The sequence below is a fragment of the Pseudomonas sp. P4_B4 genome (assembly GCF_056402255.1).
In genome coordinates this window covers 145,670-160,334 of the sequence record NZ_JBFUHS010000009.1, presented here as the reverse complement: position 1 = coordinate 160,334, position 14,665 = coordinate 145,670, and the positions used below count along the sequence as shown (strand labels likewise).

Here is a 14,665-nt window from a genome sequence, read left to right as displayed (position 1 = left end):
ATTCCTTGCTACGTTTGAAAGTGGGAGCGACGCAAAACCCTACTTGGCAGCGCAAAAACTGACAAGCCCGTTCTACCGACAGTCGCCAATGCTTGGCCCAAGGAGCTTCGGGCACTAGACTGGCGGCCTTTTCACCACCTGATGTCGATGCTCGAACCATGGCCGCCAAAGTAGAACCGTTCTGGATACGCAAAACCCTCGATCAACTCGATCAGGAGGAATGGGAGTCGCTGTGCGACGGCTGTGGATTGTGCTGCCTGCAAAAGCTTGAAGACGAAGACGACAACAGCGTCTATTACACGCGCATCGCCTGCAAGTTGCTGGATCTGAAAACCTGCCAGTGCAAGGACTATCCCAACCGTCGTGACTCCGTGCCGGACTGTATCCAGCTCACGCCGGGCAAGGCCGACGAATTCAAATGGCTGCCACCGACTTGCGGCTATCGCCTGGTCAGCGAAGGCAAGGACCTGCCGTTGTGGCATCACCTGGTGTGCGGTGATCGCGATGCCGTTCATCACGAGCGGATTTCCCAGTCCGGGCGCATGCTCGCCGAAGGCAGCGTGCCGGAAGATGACTGGGAAGATCACCTGATTTTCCGCGCAGGCTGATGGCCTGAGGTTCAGCATTTCACGAAGGAGTGTGTATGGCTGTGGGATGGCGGCAGGCGTGGATCGTTGGATTACTGGCCGTGAATTCGCCCGTATGGGCTGCGAACAAGGTCAATCTGGATTACCACGTGCGCCTGCTGCCGCAGAGCGATCAGGCCGAAGTACGCCTGACGCTCGCCCAGGGCTCGGCGGTACGCAGCCTGGATTTCGACCTCGGCGACGGCAGCCACTACAGCGATTTCAAGGCTGATGGCCAATGGCAACTAACCCCCGGCAAAGCGGCGCGCGGTGTCTGGCGTCCGGCTGCCGACAAGGCCAGCCTGACCTACCGGGTGAACATCAGTCACGGGCGCAAAAGCGGCAGCTTCGACGCGCGCATGACGCCAAACTGGGCGTTGATGCGCGGCGACGATCTGGTGCCGTCTGCCAGACTCGATCAGCAGGACGGCATCGAGCTGATTGCACGCCTCGAATTCGAGCTGCCCGGTGGCTGGAAAAGCGTTGAAACCGCGTGGCCACGAATCGGCCCGAATAAATTCCGTATCGATAATCCTTCCCGACTGTTCGACCGGCCCACGGGCTGGATGCTCGCTGGCCAGCTCGGCAGCCGCCGCACTCGTCTGGGCGAGACCGAAGTCACCGTAGCCTCGCCGCTGGGGCAGGGCATGCGCCGTATGGATGTGCTGACGCTGCTGACCTTCGTCTGGCCGCAAGTGCAGGCGCTGTATCCGCGACACCCGGGCAAACTGCTGATCGTCGGGGCCAATGACCCAATGTGGCGTGGCAGCCGGTCGGCGCACGAGTCGATCTACCTCAACAGTCGCCTGCCGTTGGTCAGCGAAAGCGGCACCAGTGCCCTGGTCCGCGAGTTGGCCCAGATGTTCGGGCGGATCAACGGCAAGCAGCGCAGTGACTGGATCAGCGAAGGCTTTGCCGAGTATTACGCCATCGAACTGGTGCGTCGGGCGGGCGGCATGAGCGATGAGCGCTACGAGAACCTGCACGGCAAACTGGTCAGGAACAGCCAGAAAGTCACCACGCTGCGCGGTGAGCAGGTCAGCCCGGCGCAGGTGGCCAGGGCGGTGGTGTTGCTACAGGAACTGGATCGCGAGATTCGCCTGAAAACCCACAACAAGCGTTCGCTGGACGACGTGTTGCGCGGGGCGATGCGGCTGGGGGATATCGATACCCAGGCGTTTGTTCAGCTCAGCGAGAGCGTGATCGGAGGTTCTTCAAAAGTGCTCAGTACCGAGTTGATTCAGTAATACCGCCATTCGCGAGCAAGCCCGCTCCCACAATTGATCTGTGCCAGACACTAAACCAATGTGGGAGCGGGCTTGCTCGCGAAGAGGCCAGTGGCTTCAGCGCAAATCCCGATTCAAACCCCGGCTTTCGGCGACTTCAAGGAATCATTGCCGGTAACGGTGGCGGTTTTGGTCGCCGCCTCGGCATTGGCCTTCATCTGACTCAGCTCCTCACCCGCCCGCTGGATTTTCGCCCGCACGTTGTTCATGTCCTGACGGCCTTTCTCCAGCAGGCTTTTCGCCGAGCTGTGGCCGGTAATACCACGGGCCAGGGCCACGCCGCCGATGGCCACCTGGACCAGGCCAAAGATGCCGCCACGCCGCAGCCCCTTGCCCACCATCACCACGCCGCCGGCCAGGGAGCCAATACGTTCCCATCCCTGCACGTTCTGCTCGGACGGGCTCTGGAACGGGGTGGATTCGATACGCTCGACGCGTTTGAGTTCGCTCATGGTCTGTCTCTCCAGGCTTCGGTGATCGATAGTCAAGCTGACAGCCTGGGCGGGCAGCTTGTTCAATCGGATGTGCGGCGATTCAGCGGAATTTTGGCCCGGAGCGGGTATTGAGCCCCTTGGACATGCGATCGTAGAGCACGACGTTGACCGTGGCGGCCAGGTTCATGCAACCGGTGGTCGGAATGTAGACCACGTCTTCGCACCAGTCGCGAATCTCTTTATCCAGCGATCCGTCTTCCGGGCCGAAGATGTAGAGCGCGCGATCCGGGTGGGTGTATTCCGGCAGCGGGCGAGCGCCCTCGACCAGTTCCACGGCGACGGGCACACAATTGAGGGGCAGGATTTTCTTCAGGTCGTCGATGCCGATCAGCGGGATGTCGTAGTGCACGCGCTTGGTATCGGTGACGAAGTCGGCGGCGCGCTCATAGCGCTTGCCGGTGTAGAACACCGACGCCACGCCGTAACAGCCAGCGGCGCGCATCACCGAACCGACGTTCTCCGGTGATTTGGGGTTATACAAACCAATGCAGCTGTACCGTTTGTCTGCCACGAGCGGGGTGCCTTTCGGGAAAAAAGCGCGATTATACGGGGATTGGGGCGGGGGTGTTCGGTTTGAGATTGGTGGTGTCTGAGCGATTGCTATCGCGGGCAAGCCCGCTCCCACAGAGGTCTCTGTCGTACACAAATTTTGTGTACACCCGAGAACCTGTGGGAGCGGGCTTGGTCCGGGCGGCGATCCGACGAAGAGGCCGGTTCAGGCACTGAAGATTATTAATCTTCTTTTTTCATCAACCCCGCCAATGCGGCAAACGGGTTGTGCGTGGCCTTGGCGATTTTCGGCGTGCTCAGCGAGCCTTCGTCGAAATACTGCTGGTCGGTATAACGCGAGTGCTCGTTATCGTGGCAGTACAGGCACAACAGCTCCCAGTTCGAGCCGTCCTGCGGGTTGTTGTCGTGGTTGTGGTCGCGGTGGTGCACGGTCAGTTCGCTCAGGCGCTTGCCGGAGAACTCACGGGCGCAGCGGCCACAGACGTGCGGGTACATCTTCAGGGCCTTGTCGCGGTAGCCCATTTCCTTGTCGCGCTGGTTGTCGGCGAGGATGCGATCCAGTTTCGAAGTGTTGGTTGGGGTGGACGAACTCATGGGTTCACCTTTGTAAAATGACTAATGACGGTATTAAGCGAAGTTTAGCTCAGCCCTTGAGCTTCTCGGCAATCCAGATGGTGTGGCGGGTGCCCTTGTTGCCGTGGGCGAAGACCTGCACTTCCTCGGCCTTGAAACCAGCCTTCTTCAGTTTGTCGGAAAACTGCCGGTCAGCGCTGGCCGACCACACGGCCAGCACACCTTTTGGTCTCAGGGCCTTGGCGCAGGCGCTCAGGCCGCCGGCAGAGTACAGCCAGCTATTGGCTTTCTGGGTCAGGCCTTCGGGGCCGTTGTCGACGTCGAGCATGATCGCATCGAAACCCTGGGGTTCGGCTTGCAGGACTTTGGCCACGTCTTCCATGCGAATCACGGTCCGCGGGTCTTGAAGCGGGTTTCCGGCTTTCTCGCCGAGTGGCCCGCGATTCCATTCCACAACGCCAGGCACTAATTCAGCAACCACCACTTCGGCGGTCTTGCCCAGGTGCTTGAGCGCCGAAGCGAGGGTGAAGCCCATGCCCAGGCCGCCGATGAGTACCCGCGAATTCGGCCGACCGGCGACCTTGCGACACGGGATCTCGGCCAGGGCATCTTCGGAACCGTGCATGCGCGTGTTCATCAATTGTCCGCCATCGCCACCCTGGATCTTGATGACGAAATCCTCGCCGTATTCGAACAGGCACAGGGCACCGCCGTTTTCAGGAATGGGGGTGGTGTCCAGCAGAACGAAACGTTTCATGGGGCTCACTTGAAGAAAATTGGCAGAACTCGGGAGGGCAAACAGACGCAGTTGGGAGTAGCCTGTTTATGACGACAAGGCCAACGGAGCCATTGATGAAGCGCACCATTCTAACGGTCATTGCCCTGGCCGCGCTCTCGATAACTGCAGTGCAGGCTCAACAGCTGCAATCGATTCCCGTCAGCCCCGCGCCGATGCCCGGCTCGCCCGGCACGGCGACGCCCACACCGTACCCGCAGATCAGCCCGGCGCCTTTGCCTAAAGTCGGCCCCGGCAGTAGCGGTCCGCCGTTGGTGCCGATTGAAATGCCGAGCCCGCCGACCAAGGACCAGCCCGTGCCGGGGCTGGAGCCCAATCCGCCGAAACCCAAGTCGCCGGGCGGCTAGACCTGCTGCGAGAGCAGTTGGCCGTCGGCCATGCGCAGGCGTTTGGAAAGGGATACGGCGAGGGCGCGGATGATCTTGGCGGCGATTTTCGGTGCGTCGTTGAGCATCTTTTCCAGCGAATCCTTGCCCAGGTTGAGCAACTGGCAATTGCTTGCGGCCACGCAACTTGCCGAGCGTCGTTCGCCATCAAGCACGGCCATTTCGCCGAACGAGCGGCCGCTGCGCAACGTGGCGATGGTGACTCGTTGCCCGTCAGCGGTGGTTTTCTGCACCGCCACCTGACCGGTGTGGATGATGCACATGAAACTGCCCGCATCGCCCTCCTGGAAGATCTCCTCGCCCTGGGCAACAGTGCTGATGCTGAAGTAGCCCGAAGCCGCGGCGAAGTCCGCCGGCAGCAGTTGATTGAACAGGCCGCAATCCATCAGCCAGTCGCGAATTTCGTTGTTCAGAAAGGTTGATTCAGACATGTCGTCACGGTCTTTTTTGGGATTGTTGCTGACTCGAATTCACCGCAAATCCCCTGTGGGAGCTGGCTTGCTCGCGAAGGCGGTGTGTCAGTCAACATCTCTGCTGAATGTTACGGCCCCTTCGCGAGCAAGCCCGCTCCCACATGGGTATTGTGTTGTATCGGCTAGCGGTGTGCGCAATTAAGACAGGCACACCGCGCCAGGTTCCTCAGGCAATACCCAATACCTTGAACAAAAATGCATATTCGAGTGCTACGTCACGCAATCCCTGATATCGACCGCTCATCCCTCCATGCCCGGCACCCAGTTCGGTCTTGAGCAGCAGGGGATTGCTGTCGGTCTTGGTCGCGCGCAATTTCGCCACCCACTTGGCCGCCTCCCAATACTGCACGCGGCTATCGTTGTAGCCGGCGATCACCAGGGTCGCCGGATAAGCTTGTGCGGTGACGTTTTCGTACGGGGCGTAGGCCTTGATCCGATCATGGACGTCCGGTTCTTCAGGGTTGCCCCACTCGTCGTATTCCGTGACGGTCAATGGCAGGTCAGGGTCGAGCATGGTGTTGAGTACGTCGACGAACGGTACTTCGGCGATGGCGGCGCCAAACAACTCTGGCCGTTGATTGAGCACCGCGCCGATCAGCAAGCCACCGGCGCTGCCGCCACTGATCGCCAACTGCGGTGCAGTGGTGAAGCCCAGGGCGATCAGGTGTTCGGCGCAGGCGATAAAGTCGCTGAAGGTGTTGTGCTTGTGCTCCTGCTTGCCGGCGCGATACCAGGCTTCCCCCAGTTCGCCGCCGCCACGCACGTGGGCAATGGCAAATGCCATGCCGCGATCCAGCAGGCTCAGGCGCGCATGGGAAAACCACGGGTCGAGGCTTTCGCCATAGGCGCCATAGCCGTAGAGGTACAGCGGCACGGGTTTGCCCAGGTCTGCGCGTTTGATCACCAGGCTGATGGGCACTTGCGTGCCGTCCGGCGCGGTGGCCCACAGGCGCTGGCTGACGTAGGCGTCGGCATCGAACGGGCCGAGCACCGGGGTTTGCTTGAGGACTTTCTGCTCGCCGGTCGCCAGTTCAAGCTGGCGGATTTGCGCCGGACGGTTCAACGCTTCGTAGCGCAGGCGAATCCGGTCGCTTTCGAATTCCAGGCTGTTTTGTACGTGCAGGCTATAGGCTGCGTCTGGCAGTTGCACGCGATAAGGCGCCAGGCCTTGTGGGTGAACTTCGATGACCGGCAAGCCGCCGACCCGCAGGCTGAGAGTCATGGCCCGGGTGTTCAGGCTGATGCCGTCGATCATCACCGTGTCGCTGTGGGGGATCAGGTTCTGCCAGTCGGCTTCGGTCGGCGCGGCGCCGGTATCGACAGCGGTGCACAAGGCGAAATTGATGCCGTCACGGTTGCTGCGAATGAACCAGGTCCATTGACCGTCGAGTACGCCGTGATCAACGTCGTACTCATGCTCCTCGACCCGTGGCGCGATGCAGGTAAAGGCTTGCTGCGGCTGGTTGGCGTCGAGGACCCAGGCTTCGCTGGTGGTCTTGCTGCCCACGGACAGCAGCAATTGCTGCTCGGAGCTTGAACGGTAGCAATGCATGAAGAAGCGCCCGTCCGGCTCATGGAACACTTCTTCGGCCGCCGTGCCGTCCAGGCGATAGCGATACAGCTTGTGCGGGCGATGGGTGTCATCCAGTTCGCCAAAGAACAGCGTCAGGCTGTCGTTGGCCCAGGTCATGCTGCCGTCGCAGTCTTGGAATTCCAGTTCGCTGACACGTCCGTCCGACAATTCCTTCACGAACAGCGCGTAAATCTCGTCGCCGCTGGAGTCGATGCTGTAGGCCAGGCGCTGGTGGTCCGGGCTGATGCTGAACGCACCCAGGGAAAAGAAACCGCCGTTGGCCAGTTCGTTCGGGTCCAGCAGCAGTTGTTCGCGGCTTTCGTCGAGGGTCAGGCTGTCATCGGCCGGGCGCGGGCAGCGGTAGTGCCGGGCGTACTCATCGCCCGCCGTGGTGCGGGTGTAATACAGATACGGTCCCCACGGTGAGGGCAGGGACAGATCGGTCTCGAGAATCCGCCCCTTGATCTCTTCGAACAGGGTTTCACGCATCCCGGCCTGGTCGGCGGTTTGCGCTTCCTGATATCTGTTTTCGGCTTTCAGGTAGTCGAGCACTGCTTCGGTGTCGCGCTCTTGCAGCCAGGCATACGGGTCGGAGCCATCAGCCATGCGGGCAATCGGAGCGTCGTGAGTGTTGGCGGATAGGGGCATGAAGGGCTCTCGAACAGTGTACGGAATAGGGGCTGGTAACATGGATAGCGCCCAACAGTCAGGCATTGATGCAGCCTGATGGGCGAAAAGCCGTTATCATAAGCGCCTCTTTGCCTGCCTTGCCATGGACACCATGACCGAGAACGACTATCTGATCGCTTGGGGCCTCTACGCCTTCGCCGCTTTGGGCTGCCTGTTGGTGTGGATGCGCTTGACCCGCTGGATGTGGCGTTGGCTACGCGAGCCGCTACGTCTGGCGATGGCCGTGCTGCTGTTCAGCCCGACCATCATCGACCCGGTGAAGGACAAAGTCGCACCGGCTGTCGCCATTACCGCGCTCGACCTGTTGTTCAAGGTCGGCAACAACGCCTGGCGGGCGATTTCCGATCTGTTCATGTACGGCATGATCGCGTTCGGCCTCTATCTGGTGCTGGTGGCGATCCGTTTCCCCATCGAACGCGCCTCCAACGCCCGCAAGGAACGTGAGGCTGCCACCAAAGCTGCCGTCCGCGCTGACGAGCCTGAGGATGATCAACCGTTCGGCGGTGCCGGCGATGATCGTTACGGTCGTCCTCCCGTGCCGAGCAATCCTCAGCGGATGCGAGTCGAACCCCGTCTGTAACCTTGCCCCTGCGATTGAGCGAGAGTCCGAGCATGTGTGAGTTATTGGGCATGAGCGCCAATGTCCCGACCGATATCGTGTTCAGCTTCACCGGTCTGATGCAGCGCGGCGGACGCACCGGCCCGCACCGCGATGGCTGGGGCATTGCCTTCTATGAAGGCCGTGGACTGCGGCTGTTCCAGGACCCGGCGGCGAGCTGCGAGTCGGAAGTCGCGAACCTGGTGCAGCGCTATCCGATCAAGAGCGAAGTGGTGATCGGGCACATCCGTCAGGCCAACGTCGGCAAGGTCTGCCTGTCCAACACGCATCCGTTCGTTCGTGAGCTGTGGGGGCGCAACTGGTGTTTCGCCCATAACGGCCAGTTGGCGGATTTCCAGCCTGCGGCCAGTTTCTATCGCCCGGTCGGCGACACCGACAGCGAAGCGGCGTTCTGCGATTTGCTCAACCGCGTGCGTGCGGCGTTCCCCGAGCCAGTCGAGGTCGAAGTGTTGCTGCCGGATCTGGTGGCCGCTTGTGCCGAATACCGCAGCAAAGGCGTATTCAACTGCCTGCTCAGCGACGGCGACTGGCTGTTCTGCTATTGCTCGACCAAACTGGCGCAAATTACCCGTCGCGCACCGTTTGGCCCGGCGCGCTTGAAAGATGTCGACGTGATCGTCGACTTTCAGGCCGAAACCACACCGAACGATGTGGTGACCGTCATCGCCACCGAACCCCTGACCGAAAACGAAACCTGGACCCGTTACGAACCGGGTCAATGGAGCCTGTGGCGACGCGGCGAATGCGTCAGCCAGGGCCAGACCTCATAAGGATTCAACCCCCCATGTTGCTCAGTTATCTACGGCTGGTGTTGTTTGCGGCGGGCCTGTTGATCGGTGTCCAGGTGTCGGGCTTCATCAGCGATTACGCCAAGCGGGTCGAGGCGCATCTGATCGAGGCGCAAGCCGGGTTGAGCGGGTTCCAGAACACCGCCAATCAGTTCTTCAAGGGTGACATGCAAGCTCTGGTGGCCCACTACCGCGCCAGCGAAGACCCGATCTTTCGCAGCGATGCCGACAGCCTGAGTAACCTGCTGACCCGCCAGGTGGCGTTGGACAAGCAGTTTCAGGCAATGCAAGGCCCGTGGTACATCCGCTTCCTGCAAGTGGTGCTGGCTGCTGATCCGGACATCCGCAAGGAAACCTGGAATGGCTACAGCTACCAGATCCTGTTGACGCCCGAAGCGATGGTTTGGGGCATGAGCGGCGCGTTGCTGCTGTCGTTCGGGATCGAGTGCCTGTTCCGTCTGATCGACTGGGTGGTGTTGGGCGGCAAGCGTCTGCGCCAGAGCCGGCCGATCGAAGAGCGGGATTTGCGCGGCTTGTAACACCGTCGAACGTCAAGGAGCCGGCAAGCCGGCTCCTTGCTTGATTACCAATCAATCGAATAGGTCATGCTCAAGGTACGGCCTTCGGCGTTGGGGAATGGCGCTCTGGCGTTGGCCTGGGCGAACAGGTTGACGTACGTGCGGTTGGTCAGGTTGTACACCCCGCCTTCCAGACGACCGACCGGCAAGTACACGGAGCCGAGCAGGTCCACCAGCGTATAGCCTTCGATGTCGCGCCCGTTGTTGTCCTTGGCGGCAGCGTCGTAACTGGCCAGGTGCATGCCTTGCAGGCGCAGGGTGTAGTCGTCTTCGGCGTAGCCGACGAACAGCGTGGTTTTGGCCGGTGAAATGCGTGTCGCCGGCAGATCGATCCATTTCCCGTTCTGCTCGGTCTCGCCTTTGGCCCAGGCATAGGTGCCACCCACCGACCAGTGATCGGTCGCGAGGTAGGTCAGGCTGTTTTCGATGCCGCGAACCCGCTCCTTCTGGTTGATCAGACGCAAGACACGGTTATTGGCATCGTAGAACTGAGTCACGTCCGAGGTGTTTTCATAGACGGTGACGTCGGCCTGCCATCGGTCCCAGTCACCGCGCCAGCCCAGCTCGTAGCTGTCGACCTTGATGGCCTGGGCGTTGAGGCTCTGGATGTCGAAGGTGCTGTTCACGTCACGCAAAAAGCGCTGGATGTCCGGCAGCGAAAACCCCTGGCTGTAATTGGCGAAGACGTCCTGATGTTCACTCAGGTGATAGACCGCGCCCAGGTTATAGAGCGTTGCATCGTACTTGAGGGTGTCACCGGGCAGGATGGCGCGTACGCCGGTCTGGACGATCTGACCGTAAGCGATGCTGTCGGAGACCTCGCTTTCGATCCATTCGCGGCGCACACCGCCACGCAAGGTCCAGTCTCCGATGTCCCAGGACATCTGCCCGAACAGTGCCTTGGTGGTGGTTTCGATATCCGGGCCCATCTCGTAAGTGGTGCCAGTCTTGGTGTAGGTCAGCCCTTTGAGGGTGTATTGGTCACCGCGCTGGCGGGAGCGTTCGTGATCATAGTCGGCGCCCCAGACCAGGTTGCCCGTGGCGCTGCCGATGGCCGGCAACGGCGTGTCGATGGCCGCACGCAGGCCGTAAACATCCTGCACGCTGTTGTTGTCGGCGATCCCGGCCTTGCCCCGCGACAGGTCCGGGAAGAACAGCGCATCGGCCCGGCGCCAGTAGCTTTCCAGTTGCAGGCCCTGGCCGTAGAAGTCGTTGTCGGTGTAGTTGAGGTTGGCCGCCTGGTTATGGGTGTAGGGCTGGTCGTCGAGTTTCAGTCCTTTGACCGCCACGGCCTCTTGCAGGTTTTTCGGGTCTTTTGTGAAGTCAGTGTCCTGCTGGTCCTTGTAGTCCTGCAGCGACAGGCTGAGTTTTTTATCGGCATCCAGTTCGTAACCGAAACGACCTTGCAGGTCATAGGTGTCGGTGTCCATGTTGCTGCCCTGGGATGTGTCCTGAGGGATGCGATTGCCGTTGCCGTCGTACTGATCGTTGCGCTGGGTCAGGTCGGCGGACACGTACCAGTCCAGGGCATCCTTGCGCCCGGTCGCACTCTGAAAGGCCTCGTAGGCGAAACCCTTGCTGTTGAGGTTGTTGCCGGTGGTCAGGCCCAGTTTGCTGCTGTAGGCAAGGTCCTGACCCTGGTTGCGCTTGGTGATGATGTTGATGATGCCGCCCGAAGCGCCGGCGCCATAAATGCTGCTGGCGCCGGAAACCACCTCGATGCGTTCGATACTGGCCGGTGCGATGCTGTTGAGCTGGCGGAAGTTGTCCCGCGTGGCGTTCTGCGACACGCCGTCGATCAACACCAGCATGTTGCGCCCGCGCAGGGTCTGGCCGAAGTTGCTCATCCCGCCGCTGGACGGCGCCAGACCGGGAACCAGTTGCCCCAGAATGTCGGAGACCCGACGCCCGGCGCCACTCTGTTGGCGGATCTGTTGTTCGTCGATCACTTGGACCGAGCCTGGAATCGAGGCAATGGTCGCTTCGCTGCGCGTCGCGGAAACGACGGTGGCCTGCATGTTCAATGTGCCGGGTTGCTGGTCGGTGTCCTCGGCCCAGGCCTGGGCGCTGAAGGAGCCGAGTAGCGGAATCATCAAAGAAAGTTTGGTTCGGGTCATGAGTTAGTCTTTTTTTTAGTCGTGATAAGTGTGGGTAGACAAGATTGCGGGGGCAGGGGTGGAGGTGAATGAGCGCACCCAACGGATCCCGATGGCGGCCAGTGCATAGGTCAGCGCCACCAGCCAGAAACTGTGGGCCAGCCCGACCAGCCCCATGCCGATCCCGCCGAGGACGGCACCGAGCAGAGCGCCAGCCTTGGCCGCGCTGTTGCCCAGGCCGAGGGCAAAGCCCTGCTGGCTTGAAGACACGGTGTTGGCGATCAGCGCATAGGCGACGGGGAGCAGTGCGCCTTGCCAGATGCCCCAGACCAACCGGCTGACGAGAAAACCCAGCCATTCGTTAGCCAGTGCCGTGGCCGCGAGCGTCAGGGCGCAGAGCCAGGCAACGCCTTCGATGACACGCAAGGTGTAAGCCGGCTGCCAGCGGTCGAACAGACGCCCCCACAGCGGGGCGGAGATGGCCAGGGTCGCTGCACTCGCCGCGTAAGTAGCGCCGATCAGCCAGCCCGGTGCGTGCAGAATGTCGGCGACGTACAGCGCGTAGAAGGGTTGCGGCATCATCTTCGCGGCTTGAATCAACACGATCACCAACAGGATTCCACCGAGCCAGCCTTTAGGCAGGGCCACCGGCGCAACCGGTTTCTTCGTCGAGGCTCGCGCCTTGTCGGCCGGCAGGAAAAAGCTCCCCAGTGCACACAGCAGGCAAATCGCCGACGCGCCATAACAGAGCAAGGCAAACCCCGAGATGTCCATCAGCCAGCCGCCCAGTACCGGGCCGATCAACGAGCCGACGGCGGTCGCCGATTGCAGACGGGCCAGGGTGTGACCGCGCCGGGAACTGTCGCAACAGGCCAGGGCATAGGCTTGCGCGGCGGCGAGAAATCCGGCCAATGCGCCTTGCATCACGCGAATGCCCACCAGCAGCCACGGGTCGAGGGTAATCGCCGCCAGCCCTTGGCACAGCGCAAGTGCCAGCAACGCCCGAACGATCATCGGCTTGTGCCCGGTGCGATCACCCAACCGCCCCCACGCGGGCGTCAGCAGCATGGCCGCCAGCATCGGGCCGGCATACACCAGCGCCGAAAGCAGCGCGGTGTAGCCGGCACCCTCTGGCCCAAGCAGATGCTGGATCTGCAAGGGCCAGAACGGGCCGCTCATTTCCATGGCACCCATGGAGACAAACTGGATGACGATCAGCAGTCGCAACGCACGGCTATCAGCGAGCATCGGCGTTGGTTCGCAGCGGATTACTCAGGCGTCCGACGATGTCGGCGTGGCTGTCGTGCAAGCGCATGCGCATGAACGATTTGGCCGGCCAATCCTGTTCCAGCAGGGCCTGACGCTCGCTTTCCCAGCGTGCCGGTTCGACGTGCTCGCGCACGCTCTCGAAGCACTGTTGAACGTGCGTAGCCAAGCGCTCCCAAAGGCTATTTTCCGGCACATTCCAGTGGCGGGCGCAGAGCAACGTCAACTCACCGAGGTGGCACATGAACGTGGTGTGCAGGAGCTTGTCGCGGACAAAACCGGCGTCGTCGTACAGGGTCATTTTCGGATCGTGCAACTGGATATCCAGGCCCTTGGCGTGCAGGGTTTTGCGATCAATGCGAATGTCGCCGAAGTCACGCAGCAGCAGCCGATTCAACTGCCCGTCAGCGCCCATCACCATGAAGCTGTTTTGCTGGTGCGCTTCGAACGCCACGCCATACATCAGGTAGATGCCCAGCAGGCTCGGGACGGCAATCGACAGGTAATCATCGAAGAACGCCAGCATGGCCTCGCTGTCGTCACGGCCCTGAGCCAGTTGCACCCAGTCACGCAGCAACGGTTGTTCGAATTCGTTGACGGCGAACAGGCTGCCGACCGGCACGGCCAGTTCGCCTTCTTGCAGCAGGGTCAGCGGGTTGTCGCGGTACAGCACGGCGGCATGTCGGGACCGTTCGTCATTGGCCGGTTGTGGCGCGTAGTGCACGCCGATGCGCTCCGGCACGATGTTCAGCAGGCGCTGAATCTGCGATTCATGATCGAGAATCTGCAATATCAGTTGGCTGATGCGCGGACCCATCCGGGCCGAGCGCGGCGACACGGTGCGCTGCACGCTGGTCAGGCGCAAGGCCACCGGCAGTTTGACCATCGGCGCAACGCGGCTGGCCTCAGGTACGACCGTGCGGAAGGACATGGTCGGGTGACCAGTGAAGGCAACGATGTCGGTGACGATCAGCAGGTTGTCGGCGATCTCGCTGGCGAACGAATTGGGCAGTTCTTCATTGGCTTGCCATGGGTGCGACGGCAGCGGGAGGTAGTCCGCTGCCTCCAGGCCCCGTTGCTGCAAATGGCGCTGCAATTGTTCGGTGACCTGCGGGAAGTGGCCCTGCCACCAGTCCCAGTAATCGGCGGTGCCGGCCAGTGACTCGACGTGTGCGTACTGACGGTGCAGGGCGCACAGCACAATCGGAAAACTCGCTTCGAATTCTGGTGAGAAAGCGATGACCTGCGCAGTGCTCAAGCCCAGTTTGGTCTTGTAGTTCGGATGCCAGGGGTGGCCGAGCGTGCCCCACTGCTCGAGCAGTGACGTCGGGTTCTGGTGGTCGGGGCTGGCTTTGAGCCAGGCGAACAGATTGTCGTTGTGCTCGGTGTCGATCTGCTCTCTCAGGCGCTCGGTCCATCCATGGTGGAACGCCAGGCACAGGGTGTCGTTGCTGTAGCTATCGTCCAGCTCGCGGGCCAGACGTTCCAGTACCTGCGGGGAGGCGGGCGGGTTGAGCTGAGTGCTGAGGTGAGCGAGCAGTTCGCTGGGCAACTGGATTTTGTGGGGCAGGCTGTCGGGGGTGTGCAGGACGATGCTGCCACGCACGTCCCAGCTGTTCATTCTTCCGCCCGTCAGGTGATCGAAGCAAAGCTGCGCACCGTCGCCAAGCGGCAGCCAGCAACGATTGTTGTCGTCGTATTCGCAGGCGTCGGGGTTGATCAGACCTTCGCGAAACAGCGCCTGGATCAGGCGTTGGAAGCAGCGCTGGGCGGCGGGCTCCAGGGCATTGCTCAAATGGTCGAGGGTGATGCGGTGGGACTGGAAGGCCGGAGTGCCGAGGGCTTCGCTCCAGTTTGAGAGCAATTGCTGCTGTTTTTGCGTGTAAGCGCGCATCGAGTCCGACTCCTTCT

15 protein-coding genes are annotated in these 14,665 nt (G+C 61.4%); 6 read left to right on the top strand and 9 right to left on the bottom strand.

Going from position 1 to position 14,665, the window contains the following annotated elements:
• Positions 1-158: 158 nt before the first annotated feature.
• Both AC1DVE_RS12815 and AC1DVE_RS12810 read left to right on the top strand, forming a co-directional pair.
• Positions 159-608, top strand: a complete 450-nt coding sequence (locus tag AC1DVE_RS12815; protein ID WP_095945369.1) for a YcgN family cysteine cluster protein — start codon at positions 159-161, stop codon at positions 606-608.
• A 35-nt stretch (positions 609-643) separates the two neighbouring features.
• Positions 644-1,873, top strand: a complete 1,230-nt coding sequence (locus tag AC1DVE_RS12810; RefSeq protein WP_223456393.1) for a hypothetical protein — start codon at positions 644-646, stop codon at positions 1,871-1,873.
• 113 nt (positions 1,874-1,986) lie between these two features.
• On the opposite strand, the gene AC1DVE_RS12805 is transcribed toward AC1DVE_RS12810, so the two are convergent.
• The 4 genes from AC1DVE_RS12805 to AC1DVE_RS12790 form a co-directional block, all read right to left on the bottom strand.
• Positions 1,987-2,364, bottom strand: coding sequence for a YgaP family membrane protein (locus AC1DVE_RS12805; protein WP_223456392.1), 378 nt, complete (start codon positions 2,362-2,364; stop codon positions 1,987-1,989).
• An 82-nt stretch (positions 2,365-2,446) separates the two neighbouring features.
• Complete coding sequence (locus tag AC1DVE_RS12800) at positions 2,447-2,917, bottom strand: RNA methyltransferase (protein WP_007993783.1); 471 nt, start codon at positions 2,915-2,917, stop codon at positions 2,447-2,449.
• Between the two features lie 221 nt (positions 2,918-3,138).
• Positions 3,139-3,510 carry a YajD family HNH nuclease gene (locus tag AC1DVE_RS12795; protein ID WP_007898702.1) on the bottom strand — a complete coding sequence of 124 codons (372 nt, stop codon included), beginning with the start codon at positions 3,508-3,510 and terminating at the stop codon, positions 3,139-3,141.
• A gap of 49 nt (positions 3,511-3,559) precedes the next feature.
• Positions 3,560-4,246, bottom strand: coding sequence for a spermidine synthase (locus AC1DVE_RS12790; RefSeq protein WP_046043858.1), 687 nt, complete (start codon positions 4,244-4,246; stop codon positions 3,560-3,562).
• Positions 4,247-4,341: 95 nt separating this feature from the next.
• Between AC1DVE_RS12790 and AC1DVE_RS12785 the strand changes: the two genes are divergently transcribed.
• Complete coding sequence (locus AC1DVE_RS12785) at positions 4,342-4,632, top strand: hypothetical protein (protein WP_223456391.1); 291 nt, start codon at positions 4,342-4,344, stop codon at positions 4,630-4,632.
• Here the strand turns inward: AC1DVE_RS12785 and AC1DVE_RS12780 are convergent.
• Both AC1DVE_RS12780 and AC1DVE_RS12775 read right to left on the bottom strand, forming a co-directional pair.
• Entirely contained in the window at positions 4,629-5,102 is a 474-nt protein-coding gene (locus AC1DVE_RS12780; RefSeq protein WP_223456390.1) for a cyclic nucleotide-binding domain-containing protein, read from the bottom strand. The genes AC1DVE_RS12785 and AC1DVE_RS12780 overlap by 4 nt on opposite strands.
• A 208-nt stretch (positions 5,103-5,310) precedes the next feature.
• Positions 5,311-7,365 (bottom strand): S9 family peptidase, encoded by a 2,055-nt coding sequence (locus tag AC1DVE_RS12775; RefSeq protein WP_223456389.1) that lies wholly within the window; start codon positions 7,363-7,365, stop codon positions 5,311-5,313.
• Positions 7,366-7,489: 124 nt separating this feature from the next.
• Between AC1DVE_RS12775 and AC1DVE_RS12770 the strand changes: the two genes are divergently transcribed.
• Genes AC1DVE_RS12770 through AC1DVE_RS12760 form a run of 3 tightly spaced genes read left to right on the top strand, consistent with a single transcriptional unit; the run spans position 7,490 to position 9,353 of the window.
• Positions 7,490-7,987, top strand: a complete 498-nt coding sequence (locus AC1DVE_RS12770) for a hypothetical protein (protein ID WP_007993791.1) — start codon at positions 7,490-7,492, stop codon at positions 7,985-7,987.
• 32 nt (positions 7,988-8,019) lie between these two features.
• Entirely contained in the window at positions 8,020-8,796 is a 777-nt protein-coding gene (locus AC1DVE_RS12765; protein ID WP_223456387.1) for a class II glutamine amidotransferase, read from the top strand.
• 14 nt (positions 8,797-8,810) lie between these two features.
• Positions 8,811-9,353 (top strand): DUF2937 family protein, encoded by a 543-nt coding sequence (locus AC1DVE_RS12760; protein ID WP_223456386.1) that lies wholly within the window; start codon positions 8,811-8,813, stop codon positions 9,351-9,353.
• A 44-nt stretch (positions 9,354-9,397) separates the two neighbouring features.
• Here the strand turns inward: AC1DVE_RS12760 and AC1DVE_RS12755 are convergent, their stop codons facing one another.
• The 3 genes from AC1DVE_RS12755 to AC1DVE_RS12745 are packed head-to-tail and all read right to left on the bottom strand — an operon-like array spanning position 9,398 to position 14,648.
• Positions 9,398-11,509: a TonB-dependent receptor gene (locus AC1DVE_RS12755; protein ID WP_223456385.1), complete on the bottom strand. Its 2,112-nt coding sequence runs from the start codon at positions 11,507-11,509 to the stop codon at positions 9,398-9,400.
• Between the two features lie 15 nt (positions 11,510-11,524).
• The gene (locus tag AC1DVE_RS12750) at positions 11,525-12,736 is read right to left on the bottom strand and encodes an MFS transporter (protein ID WP_223456384.1); all 1,212 of its coding nucleotides are present in this window, start codon (positions 12,734-12,736) and stop codon (positions 11,525-11,527) included.
• Positions 12,726-14,648 (bottom strand): IucA/IucC family protein, encoded by a 1,923-nt coding sequence (locus AC1DVE_RS12745; protein ID WP_477783960.1) that lies wholly within the window; start codon positions 14,646-14,648, stop codon positions 12,726-12,728. Before AC1DVE_RS12745 ends, AC1DVE_RS12750 begins: the two co-directional genes overlap by 11 nt.
• Between the last annotated feature and the right edge of the window lie 17 nt (positions 14,649-14,665).

Bases quoted from the DNA above. Each gene is read 5' to 3' on its own strand.
- AC1DVE_RS12785 (WP_223456391.1), top strand. From the start codon at position 4,342: ATGAAGCGCACCATTCTAACGGTCATTGCCCTGGCCGCGCTCTCGATA.
- AC1DVE_RS12745 (WP_477783960.1), bottom strand. From the start codon at position 14,648: ATGCGCGCTTACACGCAAAAACAGCAGCAATTGCTCTCAAACTGGAGC.
- AC1DVE_RS12790 (WP_046043858.1), bottom strand. From the start codon at position 4,246: ATGAAACGTTTCGTTCTGCTGGACACCACCCCCATTCCTGAAAACGGC.
- AC1DVE_RS12795 (WP_007898702.1), bottom strand. From the start codon at position 3,510: ATGAGTTCGTCCACCCCAACCAACACTTCGAAACTGGATCGCATCCTC.
- AC1DVE_RS12775 (WP_223456389.1), bottom strand. From the start codon at position 7,365: ATGCCCCTATCCGCCAACACTCACGACGCTCCGATTGCCCGCATGGCT.
- AC1DVE_RS12770 (WP_007993791.1), top strand. From the start codon at position 7,490: ATGGACACCATGACCGAGAACGACTATCTGATCGCTTGGGGCCTCTAC.
- AC1DVE_RS12815 (WP_095945369.1), top strand. From the start codon at position 159: ATGGCCGCCAAAGTAGAACCGTTCTGGATACGCAAAACCCTCGATCAA.
- AC1DVE_RS12755 (WP_223456385.1), bottom strand. From the start codon at position 11,509: ATGACCCGAACCAAACTTTCTTTGATGATTCCGCTACTCGGCTCCTTC.
- AC1DVE_RS12765 (WP_223456387.1), top strand. From the start codon at position 8,020: ATGTGTGAGTTATTGGGCATGAGCGCCAATGTCCCGACCGATATCGTG.
- AC1DVE_RS12750 (WP_223456384.1), bottom strand. From the start codon at position 12,736: ATGCTCGCTGATAGCCGTGCGTTGCGACTGCTGATCGTCATCCAGTTT.
- AC1DVE_RS12810 (WP_223456393.1), top strand. From the start codon at position 644: ATGGCTGTGGGATGGCGGCAGGCGTGGATCGTTGGATTACTGGCCGTG.
- AC1DVE_RS12760 (WP_223456386.1), top strand. From the start codon at position 8,811: ATGTTGCTCAGTTATCTACGGCTGGTGTTGTTTGCGGCGGGCCTGTTG.
- AC1DVE_RS12780 (WP_223456390.1), bottom strand. From the start codon at position 5,102: ATGTCTGAATCAACCTTTCTGAACAACGAAATTCGCGACTGGCTGATG.
- AC1DVE_RS12805 (WP_223456392.1), bottom strand. From the start codon at position 2,364: ATGAGCGAACTCAAACGCGTCGAGCGTATCGAATCCACCCCGTTCCAG.